The following is a 16,475-nucleotide window of genomic DNA, read 5'->3' as shown; positions in this document are numbered from 1 at the left end:
CACCGCCAGCGCGATAACAGCCTCGATGACGCAACCAACGCAGCCAGCGTTCAGTTTCTCGGACGCGAGCGCCATCCGCCCCGCCGCTGAGGTGATGCGACCGACGTCAGCCCGTCGCGCAGGACGCCCGACATCGGATGATCCGGTGCAGGTTCAGCATATTGCGCAATAAGGTGGCGGAGCGCCGGACCGGTTTCGCGTCCTTCGGGCAGGCTCAGCGCCCAGTCCAGAAAGATGGACCGACATTCGGCGGCGCCGATATCCTCGATCTGGTAGGCTTCAAAGATCAGCCCCTTTGGATCCATGTCACTGCGTGATTTCATGGCTCTTTCCCTGACGCCAGCAACGACCCGATCACCGTGGTCGCCGCTGCATATGCAGTTTCAAGTGCTGTGCTCAGCGCGTCAAGCGTGTCGTACCCGGTGCTCCGACACAAGAACGCGGCGCCGCCCTCGCCTAGATCTTTCAGCTGAAGGGTCTGACCCGAAAGCAATCGCGCCGCTGCCTGTACCGACCAGTAGAGATCATAGCATTGGTTCAGTTGCGTCGCGTTCTCTTCACTGATCCAGCCGCAGGTCACCCCGCCTTGCAATCCTGAGGGTACATCGCGCGCGCCTGATCCTGAAAGCAAGGCACCGGCCTGAGCAACCAGTTCGATGTCCTGCATCCGCCCGGCACCGATCTTGGCATCCCACACACCGTCGGGCGATTTGGCCCCGGCGATCTTCTCCCGCATCTCGGCAACCTCGCTCAGCACCTGTGCACGATCGCGGGGCGATGACAGAACATCTTCGCGGAACGCTTCGATATCATCCGACAGTTCCTGAACCCCGGCGATCACGCGCGCACGGGTCAGGGCAAGGTGTTCCCACACCCATGCCTCGTCCTTTTGATAGTTCTGAAAGCTCGACCAGCTGGTTGCCACGGGACCCTGATTTCCCGAAGGACGCAGGCGCATGTCGACCTCATACAGTCGCCCTTGCGACATCTGTGCGGTCAGCGCGGTTATCAGCGCCTGTGTCATTCGCGCATAATAGGTGCGTGTTGCCAGAGGGCGCGGCCCCTCGGACGCATCGGCATCCTGCGGATCGTAAATGACGATCAGATCAAGGTCGGACATGGCATTCAGCCGCCCCGCGCCCAATGATCCCATCCCCAGAACTGCAGCGCCGCGTCCAGGTGGCGGCCCGTGTTTTTCGGAGAATTGCCTGACAACCAGAGGACAAAGCGCAGCAATCACTGCACCCGCGAGATCCGCATATTGCAACCCCGCCGCCGTGGCATCAATAAGGCCCCGCAAGTGGTGGACACCAATACGAAAATGCCATTCCTTGTTCCAGCGACGGGCGGTGTCCAGTTGGGTCTCATAGTCTGGTTCATCCCCTAACAACCGCGTCAATTCGGCCTCAAGCGCGTCTATTCCGGGCCAGTCGGAAAAGAAATCACCGCCAATCACCGCGTCAAAAACCCCGGCGTTGCGTGACAAATGCCCCGCCAGCGCGGGTGATGTGCCAACGATATCGACCAGCAGGTCAATCAGTTGGGTGTTTGCCTCAAACAACGAGAACAGTTGCACGCCTGCAGGTAGCCCCGACAGGAAGCCATCAAGCGCGATCAGCGCTTCTTCGGGTTTTGAGGTTCGCCCCAGTCGCGCCAACAGTTCCGGCTTGAGACGATCAAATATCTGTTGCGCCCGCTGCGACCGCAGCGCGGGATAGGTTGGCCATCGTGCGAGAATACTGTCATCAAAGTTGACAGGCTCCTCCGAGGGGGGCGTCGCATGATCGGGTGCAAAGAAATCCTCGGTCAATGCGTGAACTTCATCCAGCCGTTCGCCAATGTTCTCCAGCAAGTCCGCCGGGTTCATGTCCATCAGACAGGCAATGCGGGCAATCCCTTCCTCGGATTGCGGAACTTTGTGAGTCTGCGCATCGTTCACCATCTGGATCCGATGTTCAACCTCGCGGTGAGCGCGGTAATGATCGCTGAGTTGCGCTGCGACCTCGGGCGGAATCCACTCCTTCTCCGCAAGTGCGACGAGCCCAGCCACGGTCTCGCGCTGGCGCAACCCGACATCCCTGCCCCCGGCGATCAATTGCCGGGTCTGGGTAAAGAATTCAATTTCGCGAATGCCGCCGCGCCCCAGTTTCATATCGTGCCCGGGCACCGAAACCGCACCGCCGGTACCCTTGGTCTCGCGAATGCGCAAACGCATATCGTGGGCGTCCTGAATGGCCGCAAAATCCAGATGCCTGCGCCAGACAAACGGCGTGAGCGCGGTCAGAAACTGCTCGCCCGCCGCAATGTCACCTGCCGCTGGCCGCGCCTTGATATAGGCGGCGCGCTCCCATGTGCGACCCAAGCTCTCGTAATACCGCTCTGCCGCCTCTGCCGCCATGCAGACCGGGGTGACGGCGGGGTCCGGACGTAGCCGCAAATCGGTCCGAAACACGTAACCGTCGGCCGTCCGCTCGCTCAGCAAAGTGCACATGTTGCGCGTCGCCCGAACCATGCCCTGACGCGCCTCGTAAAAATCATCAGGGTCAAAACGGGTTTCGTCAAACAGGCATATCAGATCGATATCCGAGGAATAGTTGAGTTCGTGCGCGCCCATCTTGCCCATCGCCAGCACAAACAACCCACCGGCGGTTGCAACATCATCCTCGGTCAGGCCCGGTAGTTTCTTGCGGCGGATCAGGTTCGCAATCTCTGACTTGATCGCCACGTCACAAACCTGTCCGCCCAGATCGGTAAGAATTCCAGTCACACGTTCCAATGGCCAGACACCGGCCAGATCGGCCAATGCGGTCATCAGCGCCACCCGCCGTTTGGCCTGTCGCAACCCGGTTTTGAGTTGGTCGGGCGGCAGCGCGGCGAGGTCGGAAATGCAACTTGCAATGGCGGCGTCGGGATCGTCGGCGGCCTCGAGCAACCACTCGGCCTCGCTTTCGATCAAGGCCCGCAGATAAGGGCTGCTGCCGGCCGCGCCTTCAATCAGCGACGCCAGATCACCGGTCGCGCCCGGCACGGCGGCGCGGGTTTCTGCCCCGAGTTCACGGTCATAGGCGCGCGGCATACGGGATATATTCTTACACAACGACATGAGCGCAGATTGAAGCCGGGTGGCGAGCGCGTCAATGCAGGAACGGCTTGCGAAAGCGAACTGTTTCGGGTCAGGGTGCGCGCCATGAGCAAAAGCATGAGACGTGTCCGCGCAGCGTTAGAGGCGGCTGGATTTGAACCCGAGATCCAGGAAACCAAACTGGCCCGCACGGCGCTGGACGCGGCCGATGCCGTGGGCTGCGAGGTCGATCAGATTGCCAAATCGATCATTTTTCAAGGACAGAACAGCGGTGACGCCATCCTGTTTCTGACCGCTGGCGGCAACCGCGTCGATGAGACCAAGGCCACTGCGGTGGCTGGTGAACCGCTTGGCAAGGCAAAGGCGGCGTTGATCCGCACGCAAACAGGCTTTGCCATTGGTGGGGTCGCGCCTGTTGGGCACCTAAACCCGATCCGTGCGTTCATGGACCCAAAACTGCTGGAATTCGACGAAATCTGGGCTGCAGCGGGGACTCCGCACCATGTTTTTCGCACCTCGCCGGATGATCTTATAAAAATATCAAACGCGCAAATATATGAATTTACATCATAAAATAAGTAAATGTAAAAAACATTCACATTAACTCTTGCAATACGCCCTCTCAATCCCGATCTTGGTGATGTGAAAGACATTCACATTGAAACACCTTCAGGAGAGAGACGACCATGACCATGATGACCGAAACCGTTCCCGCCACGGCCCATCCGGGCTGGTTTTCCCGCGCCGAGTCCTGGCTTGACAGCAAGGGCAAAGGAGCCTGGATCGCTGCAATGGTCCTTGGCTTCGTGTTCTTCTGGCCCGTCGGCCTCGCCTTCCTCTTTTACATGATCTGGAGCAAACGCATGTTCAGTAAATCCTGCAGCCGTCGCACGTCGCGCAAACTTCACCGCATGACCATGTCGTCCTCGACGGGAAACAGCGCGTTCGATGCTTACAAGACCGAAACGCTGCGCCGCCTGGAAGAGGAACAGAACAATTTTGAATCCTTCCTCGAGCGTCTGCGCGAAGCCAAGGACAAGGCCGAATTCGATCAGTTCATGGACGAACGTGCCAAACAGGCCGATCGCGACCGTGACGAAGGCGAAGCAGCCTGATATCGTACCAACCGTCCCCGCCGAAATGCGGGGACGGGCCGCGTTTAATAGGTCAACTCAGGGTATACACAATGTTCAACCTGCCGGATCCGGATCGCCAGCCGGAATTTTATTCCTCCGTTCCGCTCAAACGCCTGCTCGCCTGGATCATCGACACGTTCCTTGTGCTGCTGATGTGCATCGTTGCCGTGTTTCTGACATTCTTTGTCGGGGCATTCCTCTTTGGCATTTTGTGGATCGTTCTCAGCTTTTGCTATCGTGTTGTCACAATGGCCAACGGCTCCGCGACCTGGGGTATGCGCTTTGTCGGAATCGAGTTCCGCACCGCCGATGGCAACCGGTTTGACCTGCCAATGGCCCTCGCCCACACCACCGGCTACACCGTCAGCATCGCGCTTCCGATCCTGCAGGTCATTTCGATCGTTATGATGTTGACTGGCGCACGGGGTCAGGGTCTGACTGACGCCTTTCTGGGCACTGTTGCACTAAACAAAAGGTCTGAACTGCGCGCTTAATTCCGCACTTGGCGACCCAGAGATCGGTTGTTATCATTTTCATGAAAGCAACTGCGGACCGTTCATGCGACACACTCTACCCATTGCACCACAATTCTATGTAACGGCACCTCAACCCTGCCCTTATCTTGAGGGCAGGATGGAGCGTAAACTGTTCACCTCGCTTCAGGGTGACAATGCCGATCGCCTCAACAACGGGTTAAGCCAGCAAGGCTTTCGGCGCTCGCAGAATGTGCTCTACCGACCGTCCTGTGCAGAATGCTCGGCCTGCCTGTCCGCCCGCATTGACGTCAGCCGGTTCAAACCCACAAAGAGCCAGAAACGCGCCGCGCGCCGGAACGCGGGTCTGGTTCGGCACGCCACTTCGCCTTGGGCCACAGAGGATCAGTATGACCTCTTCCGCCGCTACCTTGATGCGCGTCACGCTGATGGCGGCATGGCGGACATGGATGTTTTTGAATTCTCAGCGATGATCGAAGAGACCCCTATTCGCAGCAGGGTCATCGAATACAGTGATCTCGAGGCGGATACGCTTGTCGGCGTCAGCCTGACCGATGTTCTCGAAGACGGGCTGAGCATGGTTTATTCGTTTTACGCCCCCGACAGGCCACAGCACAGCCTGGGCACGCACATGATCATGGACCACATCGAGATCGCGCGGAATGCCAACCTGCCCTATGTCTATCTCGGGTATTGGGTGCCGGGCAGTCAGAAAATGGGATACAAGGCCAAGTTCTCGGGTCTAGAAGTTTACATTGGCGGCGAATGGAAATCGGTATCAAACCCCGATGCTTTCAATGCCGAAACCCATCCGCTGTCCACCGACCCGATCGCCGAACAGGTCGCCAATATCAGCCTGCCGGATGGTCGACCGACCCGTCTCTAAATTTCGTATATGCCAACCACAACGGGTGCGCCCTCCTTTCAGCGGCGGCATTTGCCACCATGCGAACACACTGCAGACGGTGTAAACGTACCCCGGACAAGCAATATTTGATGCATTCTTTCGTCTGAGTTCAGCCATGCGCAACAAAACGCCGCACTCAATGCCGAATTGAGGCGCGGTTTCGCGACGTTTCGCGGTTGACGCCCCTGTTTTGCGAACCTAATGTCGCCGCAGCATGAAAAGGAGCGGTGACCATGTCACGCCTAGTCGTCATTGTAGGAACCACGCGCATGGGCCGGTAACGGTAAACCATATTTCGACCCATGCGCCCCCGCCAAGAACGGGGGTTTTTTTATGCGCAGGACGTTGTCTCGGATGGAGCAAAACAGATGACACGTGAAATGACCGGAGCAAAAATGTTGGTGCAGGCGCTGAAGGATCAGGGCGTCGACACGGTTTTCGGATATCCCGGCGGCGCTGTGCTACCTATTTATGACGAGATCTTTCAGCAGAACGATGTCCGGCACGTGCTGGTACGACATGAACAAGCCGCCGTTCACGCGGCCGAAGGGTATGCCCGCGCCAGTGGCAAGCCCGGTGTGGCCCTTGTGACGTCCGGACCGGGTGCCACCAATGCGGTGACCGGACTGACCGATGCCTTGATGGATAGCATCCCGATTATTGTCTTTTCCGGACAGGTGCCGACATTCATGATCGGATCGGATGCGTTCCAGGAAGCGGACACCGTGGGCATCACCCGCCCCTGCACCAAGCATAACTGGCTGGTGAAAGATACCGACAAGCTGTCAGGTGTTATCCACGAGGCGTTCCATGTGGCCACGTCAGGTCGGCCCGGTCCGGTGCTCGTGGACATCCCAAAGGATGTTCAATTTGCTACCGGCACCTATACCAAACCCTCGCCAACCGCGTCGCACTATCAGCCGCGCGTGAAAGGCGATCTCGAAGAGATCACCGAACTCGTCGCAGCGATGGAAAAAGCCAAGCGCCCGGTATTTTATACCGGCGGTGGCGTGATCAATTCCGGCCCTGCGGCCAGCCAGTTGCTGCGTGAACTCGTGGACGCGACCGGCTTTCCGATCACATCCACGCTCATGGGGTTGGGTGCCTATCCGGCCTCGGGCAAAAACTGGCTGGGTATGCTGGGAATGCACGGGCTCTACGAGGCCAACCTCGCGATGCATGATTGCGACCTGCTGATCAATATCGGCGCGCGGTTTGATGACCGGATCACCGGGCGGATCGATGCGTTCAGCCCGAAATCCATCAAGGCGCATATCGATATCGACCCCAGTTCCATCAACAAGGTGATCAAGACCGATATTCCGATTGTCGGCGATGTCGGCCATGTTCTGGAGGACATGTTGAAGGTCTGGAAGTCGCGCGGCCGCAAGACGAACGCAGAAGCCGTGACCAAATGGCAGATGAAGATCAACGAATGGCGCAAGGTGGATTGTCTGGCCTATTCGCCCGACGACAAGTCCATCAAACCGCAGCACGCGCTTACCCGCCTGCAAGCGCTGACCGAGGGCATGGACCGCTATATCACGACCGAAGTTGGTCAGCATCAGATGTGGGCGGCACAATATCTCGGGTTTGACGAGCCGAACCGCTGGATGACATCCGGGGGCCTTGGCACGATGGGATATGGCTTCCCTGCATCAATCGGTGTGCAGATGGCCCACCCCGACAGCCTTGTGGTCAATGTTGCCGGCGAGGCAAGCTGGCTCATGAACATGCAGGAAATGGGAACAGCGGTTCAGTATCGCCTGCCCGTCAAGCAGTTCATCCTCAACAATGAACGTCTTGGCATGGTCCGCCAGTGGCAGGAACTGTTGCACGGCGAGCGGTATTCCCACAGCTGGTCCGAAGCCCTGCCCGATTTCGTGAAACTCGCCGAAGCCTTTGGTGCCAAGGGTATCATCTGCAAGGATCCCGCCGATCTGGATGATGCGATCATGGAAATGATCAAACATGACGGTCCGGTGATCTTTGATTGTCTTGTCGAAAAGCATGAAAACTGCTTTCCAATGATCCCGTCGGGCAAGGCCCACAACGAAATGCTGCTCGGCGAAGCGGAAACCCAAGGCGTGATTCAGGCCGGCGGCGCGGTTCTGGTTTAACAGGCAATTCGGATAGTGGTGGTCAGGCGCCTGAGACGCGCCTGACATTCGGAACATCTCAGGAGTAAAGACAGCATGTCTGCCCTACACATCAAAAAAGGCGCAACCAAGCACTCGGCTTACAACCTGCGCCCGACCTTTTCCGATACGCAGGAACGTCATACAATTGCGGTTCTTGTCGAAAACGAGCCCGGCGTGCTGGCCCGTGTCATCGGGCTGTTCTCTGGTCGTGGTTACAACATCGAAAGCCTTACAGTGGCCGAAGTGGACCATACCGGCCACCTGAGCCGCATCACGATCGTCACCACCGGCACGCCGCAGGTGATCGAGCAGATCAAGGCCCAGCTCGGACGAATCGTCTCCGTTCACGAGGTGCACGACTTGACGGTCGAAGGGGCGTCGGTCGAACGGGAATTGGCGATGCTCAAGGTTGTTGGAGATGGGGAGAAGCGCGTCGAGGCATTGCGCCTGGCCGATATCTTTCGCGCCAATGTCGTTGACAGCACGCTGACCAGCTTTGTCTTTGAAATCACGGGCGCTCCGGAAAAGATCGATGCATTTGCCGATCTCATGCGCCCGCTGGGTCTGTCCGAGGTCGCCCGCACTGGCATCGCCGCCCTGATGCGTGGCGATTGATCAAGACGTTATGAAGCGGACAAACGTCCGCTTCGAACACATCTGACGCGGTTTAGAAGAAAGCGAAACCTCAGGCGCGGCTTGCGGTGCTGGTGCGGTGTTTGTTGCGTCCCGACGTGTGCGATGCCGCGAACGGGATGATCTCGGCAGACCCGCGATGCTTTTGGGTTGGTGTCGCTGGTGAAACCTGAACCGTTCCAACCGCCCCGATAGACTCGGGCAACTCCGGAAACACGCCTTCGGCGATCAATCGAGGATTGTGGGCTAACCGCATATTCCGATCCATCGACAGGTCGAACTCAACCCAGTCTCCGGCATCCATCGGAACCATTTGCGCATCAATCGGCGACCGGTAAAATGCAAGATCGCCATGATCTTCGCACCAAATTACCGCCTTATGTTCTTCCTCGTCACTCCAGAGCACTACACCAAACATGATTTTTCCCACTTAATCTCTCTAAACTAAGTTTGAGCCAATTCTTTACAATCAGACATGGAAAACCTGGCGTCGTACTCTTGCATTTTGTGTCTGAACAAGTAGCTTAGCGACCCAAATTGGCGTCAATATTGACGCTAGTTGGCATCTAAGTTTGAAATTCAATCCCAATTTTGGTATTTGCATATACCAGTCTTGGGTGCAGCCTACGTGCAAACGCACATCAAAGTGGAGGCTCTATGTCCAAATCGACACGATCTCCGGCTGAATTGCGGAATATGTTTGGTGCCAACCTGCGCACCTTGTCCAAACGCTATGCGTCGATATCCGAATTGTCGCGCCAGCTCGGAATAAACCGGACCCAATTCAATCGCTATCTTTCCGGCGAGAGCTTTCCGCGGCCCGACGTGCTCGATCGGATTTGCGCTTTCTTTGATGTGGACGCTCGCATTCTTTTGGACCCTGTCGCCAATCTCGACACCAGTGGGTCCGTTCTCAATGGTCCTGTGTTGAAGGAGTTTACCGGTCCCGGCGTCAATGGCGTCAGCGACCAGATCTTTCCAAGCGGGTTCTACCGGTTTTCGCGGCGCAGCTTCATCAATGAAAACCAGTTCATTGTTGGCCTTGTCCACGTCTTCCGCCAAGGCGACCACGTCTATGTGCGCGGCTACGAAGCACGCGAGGCGATGCGGCAGCAAGGGCTTCCGATTGATGCCAAGGCGCGCGAGTTTCGTGGATATGCCATTCGTCAGGAAGACGGTGTCGCCCTCATGATCTCGCGCCGCAAAGCGATGACCAGTTCATTCAATTATCTGGCGCGTGTCGCATCGTTCGAGAACAATTACTGGGTCGGATACGTGGCGCGCTCAGTGCGTGAAAGCACCACGGGCAACCGGGTGACGCGCATGGTGTATGAGCATCTTGGCGGGACCTGGGGCGATATCCTCGAGGCGGCACGTCATACCGGGTTTAAGACCGAAGACGAGCTGTTGCCATTTCATCGTCGCCTCTTGCAGCCCAGCGATCCGTTTCGCTGATTGATGGAAGCCGATTTTCGAACGCCTGTGTCGCGGTGAGAAAACTTTCGTCGCTGAGAGAACTGAGGAGTCATGCCGTGAGCGTGTATGACATGTGGGCAAGCCAAGGAGAGCCCCATGCCCCAGCCCGTCTCGGATCTGTCCGCTGTTCGCCGCCCAATTCAAGACGCGCAGGGTCTGCCAAACGCCCATTACACTGACACCCGCGTTTTTGAGGAAGAAAAGCAGGCGCTGTTGTTTTCGCAATGGGCCGGGTTGGCCACGGCTTCGGATGTGCCCGAAGCGGGCGATGCCGTGCCGATGACATTTCTCGGCATGCCCCTGCTTTTGATCCGCGACAAACAGGGCCAGGTCAGAGTGTTTCAGAATACCTGCCGTCACCGGGGCATGATCCTTGTGGAAGAACCGCGCAAGATCGAAGGCGCGATCCGTTGCCCCTATCACAGCTGGTGCTATGCGACTGACGGGCGCCTCGTCAGTACCCCCCATGTCGGCGGACCCGGTCAGAACACCCACGCAGGCATTGATCGCGACACGCTGGGGCTGATCGAAGTTCGCAGCCATCTTTGGTTCGGCGTAGTCTGGATCAACGTGTCTGGCAATGCGCCCGCATTCGAAGACGCCATGTCGGACCTGCTGGCCCGCTGGGCGGAATTTGACAAACCGCTTTTTCATGGCGGAGCCGAAAGCCGGTTTCAGCTTGAGGTAAGCTGCAACTGGAAGCTCGCCGTCGAAAACTACTGCGAGAGCTATCACCTGCCTTGGGTTCATCCCGGTCTGAACAGCTATTCCCGCCTTGAAGATCACTATCACATTGAGAAACAAGGCGAGTATTCCGGACAGGGGACGATGGTCTACCGCCAAATCCGCAACGAAAACGGCGACGTGTTTCCCGACTTTGAGGGGCTGTGCGACAAATGGGATACCGCCGCTGAATACATTACCGCCTATCCCAATGTTCTGCTGGGCGTACATCGCGACCACGCGTTCGCCATCATCCTCGTACCTGATGCCGTTGACCACACGACCGAGCATGTGCATCTTTTTTATACGCAACCGGCCACCGACGAAGGCCTGCGCGCCCGCAACGCCCAACAATGGAAAACCGTGTTCGAAGAAGACATTTTTGTCGTCGAAGGCATGCAGCGTGGCCGCCTTGCGCCTGGCTTTGACGGCGGGCGATTTTCCCCTGCAATGGACGGACCAACCCACCTGTTTCACGACTGGGTGGCGGGCAAGCTTGAAACCCATCGCGCACAGTCCCGCGCGGCCGAATGAGCGAACTTGACGCCAGATTGCTGGCGGCGCATGCGGCGCGCGATCACCGCGCGCTTGTCGGTCTCTACCTTGAGGCGGCAGAGGCTGCGAACAATCCGGAGGCAGCCGGGTTTTACCTGACCCACGCCTATATTTTTGCGTTGGAACAGAACCACCCGGCCGCGCCCGATCTGCGCGCCCGACTGATTAGCGAAGGGCGTGAGCCCGCCTAGGCAACGGGGGTGTCCCTGAGCTGATCATAGAGATGCCATGTCGCGTGGCCCAACAGCGGCAAAACCAAAAACAGGCCGACAAACCACGGCAACATCGCCGCAAATGTCGCAATCGCGATAAAGACGGCCCAGATCAGCATCGGCACAGGATTGGCCATGACATACTTGAAGCTGGTGATCATCGCGGTGACAAAATCAACCTCACGATCCAGCAGCAACGGCAAGGACAGCACGGTAATCATATAGAGCAACAGGGCGAACAATGCCCCGACCACGGTTCCGATCGTCAGCATCATCAATCCGTTCACGGTCAGAAAGACATCAAACGAACTTGAGATGTTGGTCATGGTCGACAGGCCAAGGAAGAGTGCGAAAATCATGTGGCCGATAAAGAACCACCAAAGAAAGACCACGATGATGATGGCGCAGATTGACGGCAACTGGCGCCGGCTCTGATGGATGACCACGCCAAGCACGCCCCCCCAATCCAGCGGAATACCTCGTTCCAAACGTCGGGAGACCTCGTACAATCCGACCGCCGCAAAGGGTCCGATCAGCGGAAACCCGATCGCGGCCAGCACCAGCCAGAACGTCGTTTGCGTCTGCGCGGTAATCAGCGCCATGAGCCAGCCGGCGATCACGTAAAACCCGGCGAAGACCAACCCATAGACCGGCGCGCGACGAAAATCCTGCCACCCTCGGGCAACTGCGGTGCGCAGGATATCACCTGACACCGGCTGCAACACTGGAACCCCGTGCTCAAGTTCTGTGGCCATCCTGTTTCCTCCCTGGACAACGCTGCCCTATAGGGGCGGTAAATGCTTCGGCCACTCGGTCTCTGCGTGATAGGCCGCGCCAAGGGCAAGCAACCGTGCATCGCTGCCCCGTGGCCCGAACATCTGCACCCCCATGGGAAGCCCCTGCGGCCCGAAACCCGCCGGAACCGCGAGAGCGGGCAAGCCGATCAGGCTGATGGGCACGACGACCTGCATCCAGCGGTGGTAGGTATCCATGGTATGACCTGCAATGCTGGTCGGGTACGGGATATCCACGTCAAACGGCCAGGCCTGCGCCGATGGCAGGATCAAGGCGTCATAGGTTTTAAACAAGGCCGCCGCCGCCTTGAACCACTGCGACCGTATTACGCTCGCCTTGTGAATATCCATTGCCGTTAGTGCCAGACCGCGTTCTGTTTCCCAGATCGCGCTGTCCTTTAACTCGGCACCCTCGGCAAGAAGCGGGGCAAGCCCGGTCGACACCTGCCATGAGCGCAGGTCGATCCAGCTCTGCCACATGGCATCCGCCGAAAACGGGGCCGCGACCGGTTCAACATTGCAACCCAGATGTTCCAGCACTTTCAGCGTGCCCGCCGAAAGGTCCAGAATACCCTCCTCCATCGGAAAAGCGCCGTCCCAATCCCCAAGCCATCCAATACGCAACCCTTTTGGGTCCAAAGGCTGAAGGGGCGCCACAGGCTCGACCGCCATGCCATGCGGTTGCTGCGGATCCGGCCCAGAAATTACATCAAGCAGTATCGCCACGTCTTCGGGGTTGCGGGCCATCGGTCCAAGCGTGGACAATTGATGCAGGAAGATGTCTCCCTCGGGTTCCGAAGGCACCCGCCCCCAACTTGGCCTGAACCCGTAAACATTGTTCCACGCAGCCGGGTTGCGCAGGCTCCCCATCATGTCCGACCCATCCGCAAGCGCCGTCACTCCCGCCGCTAGTGCCACCGCCGCCCCGCCGGACGAGCCGCCGCAACTGCGTGACAGGTCGTAGGGATTTCGGGTCACCCCATGGACGGGGTTGAACGTATGACTGCCAAGACCGAATTCAGGCGTGTTGGTCTTGCCGATCAGAATGGCCCCCGCCGCCCGCATCCGTGCGGCAATCAGGTCGTCCTTTTCAGGAATATTGTCGGAAAATTTCGGCGAGCCGTGTGTCGACAAGACCCCGGCGACATTCACCAAATCCTTGACCGCGATCGGCAATCCGTGCAGCGGACCACGCTTTGCTCCGCTGTCCATCTCGCGCGCTTCGGCCAGCAGGGCATCGGAATCTCGCAACCCGACTATTGCATTCACCTTGCCGTTAACCGCATCAATCCGCGCCAGCGTCGCCTGCATGAGTTCGGCGGCCGACAAGGCGCCGTCTGAAAGGTCGGCGAGCAGGCTGGTTGCAGATCGCTGGGTCAGGGACATCGGCGCGGCTCCTCGGTATGCGGCGACGCCAGCCTACCGTCTGCCCTATGTCATGCAAGCCCCTGAATGCACTAACACAACGCCGTCAGGCGATGACAAAATCGAAATCGGCCTGCGTCAGCGCCAAACCGGCCTGCCCGACCAATACGATCGAGCCATTGTCATGCTCAACCAGCAGGTTGCCGTTCTGATTAATTATCGTCAGCATGTCGAACCCGCCTACGTGACCGTCCAGTCGCAGGATGTCGGTGCCATCCTCAAAATCAGTCACGCGGTCCCGGCCGCTTTGCTCGCCAAAGACAAAAACATCGGCTCCCGCGCCGCCGGTCATCACATCGGTTTGCCCTTCATCAACTTCGGGGGTGAAATCGACGCCGCCATTGATGATGTCATCACCCTCGCCGCCCTGCAGCCTGTCTTCGCCTGCGCCACCGTCGAGCGTGTCATCACCGCCTCGACCGCGCAACCAATCGCTGCCGTCGTTTCCAGATAGCCGGTCCGTCTTGTCATTGCCAATCAGCGTGTCGTCCCCCATGCCGCCGTCAACTTCGCCAGTCATGATGCCGGATTCGGTCAGCTTGTAGTAATCATCGCCTTCTCCGAAATTGATATCACCCGCGATGGTCCCGTGATTGGTCAGTTGATAGTCACCCCCGCTTTGGCCCGCGTCGATATCTCCGGCGATCAACCCGTGGTTCACCACGTCGCGCTGCCCCCAGCCATGATCGAACATCGCGGCGGACTCTCCGGAGATGACTCCGGAATTGCGCAGCACCAGTTCTCCCAGACCGTCAACCCAAAGACCGTGATCGCCGGAGATTGTCCCCGAGTTGATCAGGCGGGACTCCACATCGATCAAATAGACCGCATTGTCTGCCGCATCGATGACACCCGAATTGTTGATGGTCGCCAATTCACTGCCATAGACGATGCCGATGCCGTCCCAGCCACTCGCAAAAATCGTGCCTTCGTTTCGGATCAGGAGTTCCTGATTTCCGGCAGCATAGACACCGGTGGCTCCGGAAACCGTGGTGGTATTTCGGAATTGCCCACCCGCATCCTGAAAGTAGACTGCGACATAATCATCTGACCTGATCGTTCCCGCATTTAAAATCGAGGCGAAACCGATGGGATTGCTCTGGCGTTGACTGTCGATCTGGAGTGCGGCGCCACTGCCTCCGCTCACCTCACCCGATATTCTGAGCGTGCTATTCGGAGCGGCCAAGAGAACTCCGCCGTAACTGCCACTGGCCACACCCGCAACACGAACATCGGCGCCGAAGTCTTGATAGATCATCAACCCCATTTGACCCGAAACGGATCCGGTTTCGCCTATGCTGACATAGGATCGAATGCCCGGTGCAACCTCGGTCTCTGGTCCCGACCTGAGCAAGATACCAGCGAGCTCCGCCTGCACCCGTCCCATGATCTCAAGGCTCACTCCGATATCGGCATCTGTTCGGTTAAAAAGCCCCATGTCGTCATTTGTGACAATCGCACCCGAACGCTTGATGATCACCTCGTCAAAGGCATCCAGATAAAAGGTTTCTGTCAGTTCGGAATTGATGATTTCAGTCGCCACGCGTCACGCTCCTCTGATCAGGCACGAGACATATGGGTTCGAACCATGGCCAAATTATGGAAGATTTTACCGACGTCGCGTCAGTCAGGCCAGTGAACCGTCTGGCAATCAGGCCGTCAAGTGTCGCCTGACACTCATCGAAACTGCGTGGCGATCATCACCTTGCCGCCAGATCAGCCTTCGCCCTGCGCCTCGGCCCTGCTTTTCCCGGTCACATCCATCGCCAGCGTTGCCCCCATGAACCCATCCAGATCACCGTCCAGAACGCCTTTGGTATCCGATGTTTCATGGTTGGTCCGCAGGTCTTTGACCATCTGGTAAGGTTGCAGAACATAGGATCGGATCTGGTTGCCCCAGCCCGCATCGCCTTTGTTTTCATGCGCTTCGTTGATTGCCGCGTTCCGTTTGTCCAGCTCCAGCTGATACAGCCGCGATTTCAACGCTTTCATCGCGATATCGCGGTTCTGGTGCTGCGACTTCTCGGAACTCGTCACCACGATCCCGGTGGGGTGGTGGGTGATCCGAACTGCGGAATCCGTGGTGTTGACGTGCTGCCCACCCGCGCCCGAAGAACGATAGGTGTCGATACGGATATCCGCCGGGTTCACTTCGATCTCGATATTGTCGTCCACGACTGGATAGACCCAGACCGACGAGAATGACGTGTGGCGCTTGGCGGCGCTGTCAAACGGGCTGATCCGGACCAGCCGGTGCACACCGCTTTCGGATTTCAGCCAGCCATAGGCGTTTTGACCGCTGATCTTGTACGTCGCCGATTTGATGCCTGCCTCTTCGCCTGCACTCTCGGACTGCAGTTCGACCTTGTAACCTTTTTTCTCGGCCCAGCGGACATACATCCGCGCCAGCATCGAGGCCCAATCACAGCTTTCGGTGCCACCTGCCCCGGAGTTGATCTCAAGAAACGTATCGTTCCCATCGGCCTCGCCATCCAGCAGCGCCTCAAGCTCTTTCTGCGCGGCCTTGACGGCCAGCGCCTTGAGCGCATTCTCAGCGTCGGTCACGACCTCCTGGTCGTCTTCCATCTCGCCCAATTCAATCATCTCGACATTGTCGGACATATCGCGCTTGATCGACTCGTAGGTTTCCATCGCATCGACCAAATTCTGCCGGTCGCGCATCAGTTTCTGTGCGGCGTCCGGATCATCCCAGAGATTGGGATCTTCGACGCGCGCATTGAATTCCTCAAGCCGATGGGGCGCAGTTTCCCAATCTAGTCGCTGCGCCAGTAGTTCCAGCGATTTCTCGATTTCGGCAACGGTATTCTGGGTCTCGGCGCGCATGGCAATCCTAGTGGTTCAATCTGTGAGACCCGGTGATAAACCAGCCCCGGCGG

At 58.0% G+C, this 16,475-nt stretch carries 16 protein-coding genes; 9 read left to right on the top strand and 7 right to left on the bottom strand.

All coding sequences use genetic code 11. From position 1 onward, the window contains the following. Positions 1 to 50 precede the first annotated feature (50 nt). Both ABJO75_RS25165 and ABJO75_RS25160 read right to left on the bottom strand, forming a co-directional pair. A complete protein-coding gene (locus ABJO75_RS25165; RefSeq protein WP_348133170.1) occupies positions 51 to 323 on the bottom strand; it encodes a hypothetical protein in 273 nt (90 codons plus the stop codon). Further along, positions 320 to 3,103 carry a glutamine-synthetase adenylyltransferase gene (locus ABJO75_RS25160; protein ID WP_348133172.1) on the bottom strand — a complete coding sequence of 928 codons (2,784 nt, stop codon included), beginning with the start codon at positions 3,101 to 3,103 and terminating at the stop codon, positions 320 to 322. The genes ABJO75_RS25165 and ABJO75_RS25160 overlap by 4 nt, the downstream gene beginning before the upstream one ends. 84 nt (positions 3,104 to 3,187) lie before the next feature. Here ABJO75_RS25160 and ABJO75_RS25155 point away from each other — a divergent pair, with 84 nt between their 5' ends. The 6 genes from ABJO75_RS25155 to ilvN all read left to right on the top strand — a co-directional run bounded on the left by ABJO75_RS25155 (position 3,188) and on the right by ilvN (position 8,375). Beyond that, on the top strand, positions 3,188 to 3,655 hold the full coding sequence (locus ABJO75_RS25155) for a YbaK/EbsC family protein (RefSeq protein ID WP_348133174.1): 468 nt from the start codon (positions 3,188 to 3,190) through the stop codon (positions 3,653 to 3,655). 113 nt (positions 3,656 to 3,768) lie between these two features. Beyond that, a complete protein-coding gene (locus ABJO75_RS25150) occupies positions 3,769 to 4,197 on the top strand; it encodes a DUF2852 domain-containing protein (RefSeq protein WP_348133177.1) in 429 nt (142 codons plus the stop codon). A gap of 71 nt (positions 4,198 to 4,268) precedes the next feature. Next, entirely contained in the window at positions 4,269 to 4,712 is a 444-nt protein-coding gene (locus ABJO75_RS25145; protein WP_348133180.1) for an RDD family protein, read from the top strand. 64 nt (positions 4,713 to 4,776) lie between these two features. After that, positions 4,777 to 5,598: an arginyltransferase gene (locus ABJO75_RS25140; protein ID WP_348133182.1), complete on the top strand. Its 822-nt coding sequence runs from the start codon at positions 4,777 to 4,779 to the stop codon at positions 5,596 to 5,598. A 389-nt stretch (positions 5,599 to 5,987) separates the two neighbouring features. After that, the gene (locus ABJO75_RS25135) at positions 5,988 to 7,739 is read left to right on the top strand and encodes an acetolactate synthase 3 large subunit (RefSeq protein WP_348133185.1); all 1,752 of its coding nucleotides are present in this window, start codon (positions 5,988 to 5,990) and stop codon (positions 7,737 to 7,739) included. Positions 7,740 to 7,814: 75 nt separating this feature from the next. Continuing rightward, the gene (ilvN, locus tag ABJO75_RS25130; protein ID WP_348133188.1) at positions 7,815 to 8,375 is read left to right on the top strand and encodes an acetolactate synthase small subunit; all 561 of its coding nucleotides are present in this window, start codon (positions 7,815 to 7,817) and stop codon (positions 8,373 to 8,375) included. Positions 8,376 to 8,445: 70 nt separating this feature from the next. Here ilvN and ABJO75_RS25125 read toward each other — a convergent pair whose 3' ends face one another. Further along, entirely contained in the window at positions 8,446 to 8,811 is a 366-nt protein-coding gene (locus ABJO75_RS25125; RefSeq protein ID WP_348133192.1) for a hypothetical protein, read from the bottom strand. Positions 8,812 to 9,050: 239 nt separating this feature from the next. Here ABJO75_RS25125 and ABJO75_RS25120 point away from each other — a divergent pair, with 239 nt between their 5' ends. The 3 genes from ABJO75_RS25120 to ABJO75_RS25110 all read left to right on the top strand — a co-directional run bounded on the left by ABJO75_RS25120 (position 9,051) and on the right by ABJO75_RS25110 (position 11,338). After that, positions 9,051 to 9,848: a helix-turn-helix transcriptional regulator gene (locus ABJO75_RS25120; RefSeq protein ID WP_348133195.1), complete on the top strand. Its 798-nt coding sequence runs from the start codon at positions 9,051 to 9,053 to the stop codon at positions 9,846 to 9,848. A gap of 117 nt (positions 9,849 to 9,965) precedes the next feature. Further along, positions 9,966 to 11,126 (top strand): aromatic ring-hydroxylating dioxygenase subunit alpha, encoded by a 1,161-nt coding sequence (locus ABJO75_RS25115; protein ID WP_348133197.1) that lies wholly within the window; start codon positions 9,966 to 9,968, stop codon positions 11,124 to 11,126. Next, positions 11,123 to 11,338 carry a hypothetical protein gene (locus tag ABJO75_RS25110; protein ID WP_348133200.1) on the top strand — a complete coding sequence of 72 codons (216 nt, stop codon included), beginning with the start codon at positions 11,123 to 11,125 and terminating at the stop codon, positions 11,336 to 11,338. Before ABJO75_RS25115 ends, ABJO75_RS25110 begins: the two co-directional genes overlap by 4 nt. Here ABJO75_RS25110 and ABJO75_RS25105 read toward each other — a convergent pair. The 4 genes from ABJO75_RS25105 to prfB all read right to left on the bottom strand — a co-directional run bounded on the left by ABJO75_RS25105 (position 11,335) and on the right by prfB (position 16,422). Then, entirely contained in the window at positions 11,335 to 12,114 is a 780-nt protein-coding gene (locus tag ABJO75_RS25105; protein WP_348133203.1) for a DUF2189 domain-containing protein, read from the bottom strand. The two genes, ABJO75_RS25110 and ABJO75_RS25105, sit on opposite strands and share 4 nt — an antisense overlap. A 27-nt stretch (positions 12,115 to 12,141) precedes the next feature. Beyond that, on the bottom strand, positions 12,142 to 13,539 hold the full coding sequence (locus ABJO75_RS25100; protein ID WP_348133205.1) for an amidase: 1,398 nt from the start codon (positions 13,537 to 13,539) through the stop codon (positions 12,142 to 12,144). Between the two features lie 85 nt (positions 13,540 to 13,624). Continuing rightward, positions 13,625 to 15,121: a hypothetical protein gene (locus tag ABJO75_RS25095; protein WP_348133208.1), complete on the bottom strand. Its 1,497-nt coding sequence runs from the start codon at positions 15,119 to 15,121 to the stop codon at positions 13,625 to 13,627. Positions 15,122 to 15,294: 173 nt separating this feature from the next. Further along, complete coding sequence (prfB, locus tag ABJO75_RS25090) at positions 15,295 to 16,422, bottom strand: peptide chain release factor 2 (RefSeq protein ID WP_348133211.1); 1,128 nt, start codon at positions 16,420 to 16,422, stop codon at positions 15,295 to 15,297. Positions 16,423 to 16,475 lie beyond the last annotated feature (53 nt).

The sequence above is a fragment of the Sedimentitalea sp. genome, assembly GCF_039973035.1.
Classification (GTDB): domain Bacteria; phylum Pseudomonadota; class Alphaproteobacteria; order Rhodobacterales; family Rhodobacteraceae; genus Sedimentitalea.
The sequence above is the reverse complement of the archived record's forward strand: the minus strand, read 5'-3'. Positions and strand labels throughout refer to the sequence as shown.

What these genes read in the sequence shown, in the direction of transcription:
- ABJO75_RS25165 (WP_348133170.1), bottom strand. Translation starts at nt 323, where the DNA reads ATGAAATCACGCAGTGACATGGATCCAAAGGGGCTGATCTTTGAAGCC.
- ABJO75_RS25160 (WP_348133172.1), bottom strand. Translation starts at nt 3,103, where the DNA reads ATGTCGTTGTGTAAGAATATATCCCGTATGCCGCGCGCCTATGACCGT.
- ABJO75_RS25155 (WP_348133174.1), top strand. Translation starts at nt 3,188, where the DNA reads ATGAGCAAAAGCATGAGACGTGTCCGCGCAGCGTTAGAGGCGGCTGGA.
- ABJO75_RS25150 (WP_348133177.1), top strand. Translation starts at nt 3,769, where the DNA reads ATGACCATGATGACCGAAACCGTTCCCGCCACGGCCCATCCGGGCTGG.
- ABJO75_RS25145 (WP_348133180.1), top strand. Translation starts at nt 4,269, where the DNA reads ATGTTCAACCTGCCGGATCCGGATCGCCAGCCGGAATTTTATTCCTCC.
- ABJO75_RS25140 (WP_348133182.1), top strand. Translation starts at nt 4,777, where the DNA reads ATGCGACACACTCTACCCATTGCACCACAATTCTATGTAACGGCACCT.
- ABJO75_RS25135 (WP_348133185.1), top strand. Translation starts at nt 5,988, where the DNA reads ATGACACGTGAAATGACCGGAGCAAAAATGTTGGTGCAGGCGCTGAAG.
- ilvN (WP_348133188.1), top strand. Translation starts at nt 7,815, where the DNA reads ATGTCTGCCCTACACATCAAAAAAGGCGCAACCAAGCACTCGGCTTAC.
- ABJO75_RS25125 (WP_348133192.1), bottom strand. Translation starts at nt 8,811, where the DNA reads ATGTTTGGTGTAGTGCTCTGGAGTGACGAGGAAGAACATAAGGCGGTA.
- ABJO75_RS25120 (WP_348133195.1), top strand. Translation starts at nt 9,051, where the DNA reads ATGTCCAAATCGACACGATCTCCGGCTGAATTGCGGAATATGTTTGGT.
- ABJO75_RS25115 (WP_348133197.1), top strand. Translation starts at nt 9,966, where the DNA reads ATGCCCCAGCCCGTCTCGGATCTGTCCGCTGTTCGCCGCCCAATTCAA.
- ABJO75_RS25110 (WP_348133200.1), top strand. Translation starts at nt 11,123, where the DNA reads ATGAGCGAACTTGACGCCAGATTGCTGGCGGCGCATGCGGCGCGCGAT.
- ABJO75_RS25105 (WP_348133203.1), bottom strand. Translation starts at nt 12,114, where the DNA reads ATGGCCACAGAACTTGAGCACGGGGTTCCAGTGTTGCAGCCGGTGTCA.
- ABJO75_RS25100 (WP_348133205.1), bottom strand. Translation starts at nt 13,539, where the DNA reads ATGTCCCTGACCCAGCGATCTGCAACCAGCCTGCTCGCCGACCTTTCA.
- prfB (WP_348133211.1), bottom strand. Translation starts at nt 16,422, where the DNA reads ATGCGCGCCGAGACCCAGAATACCGTTGCCGAAATCGAGAAATCGCTG.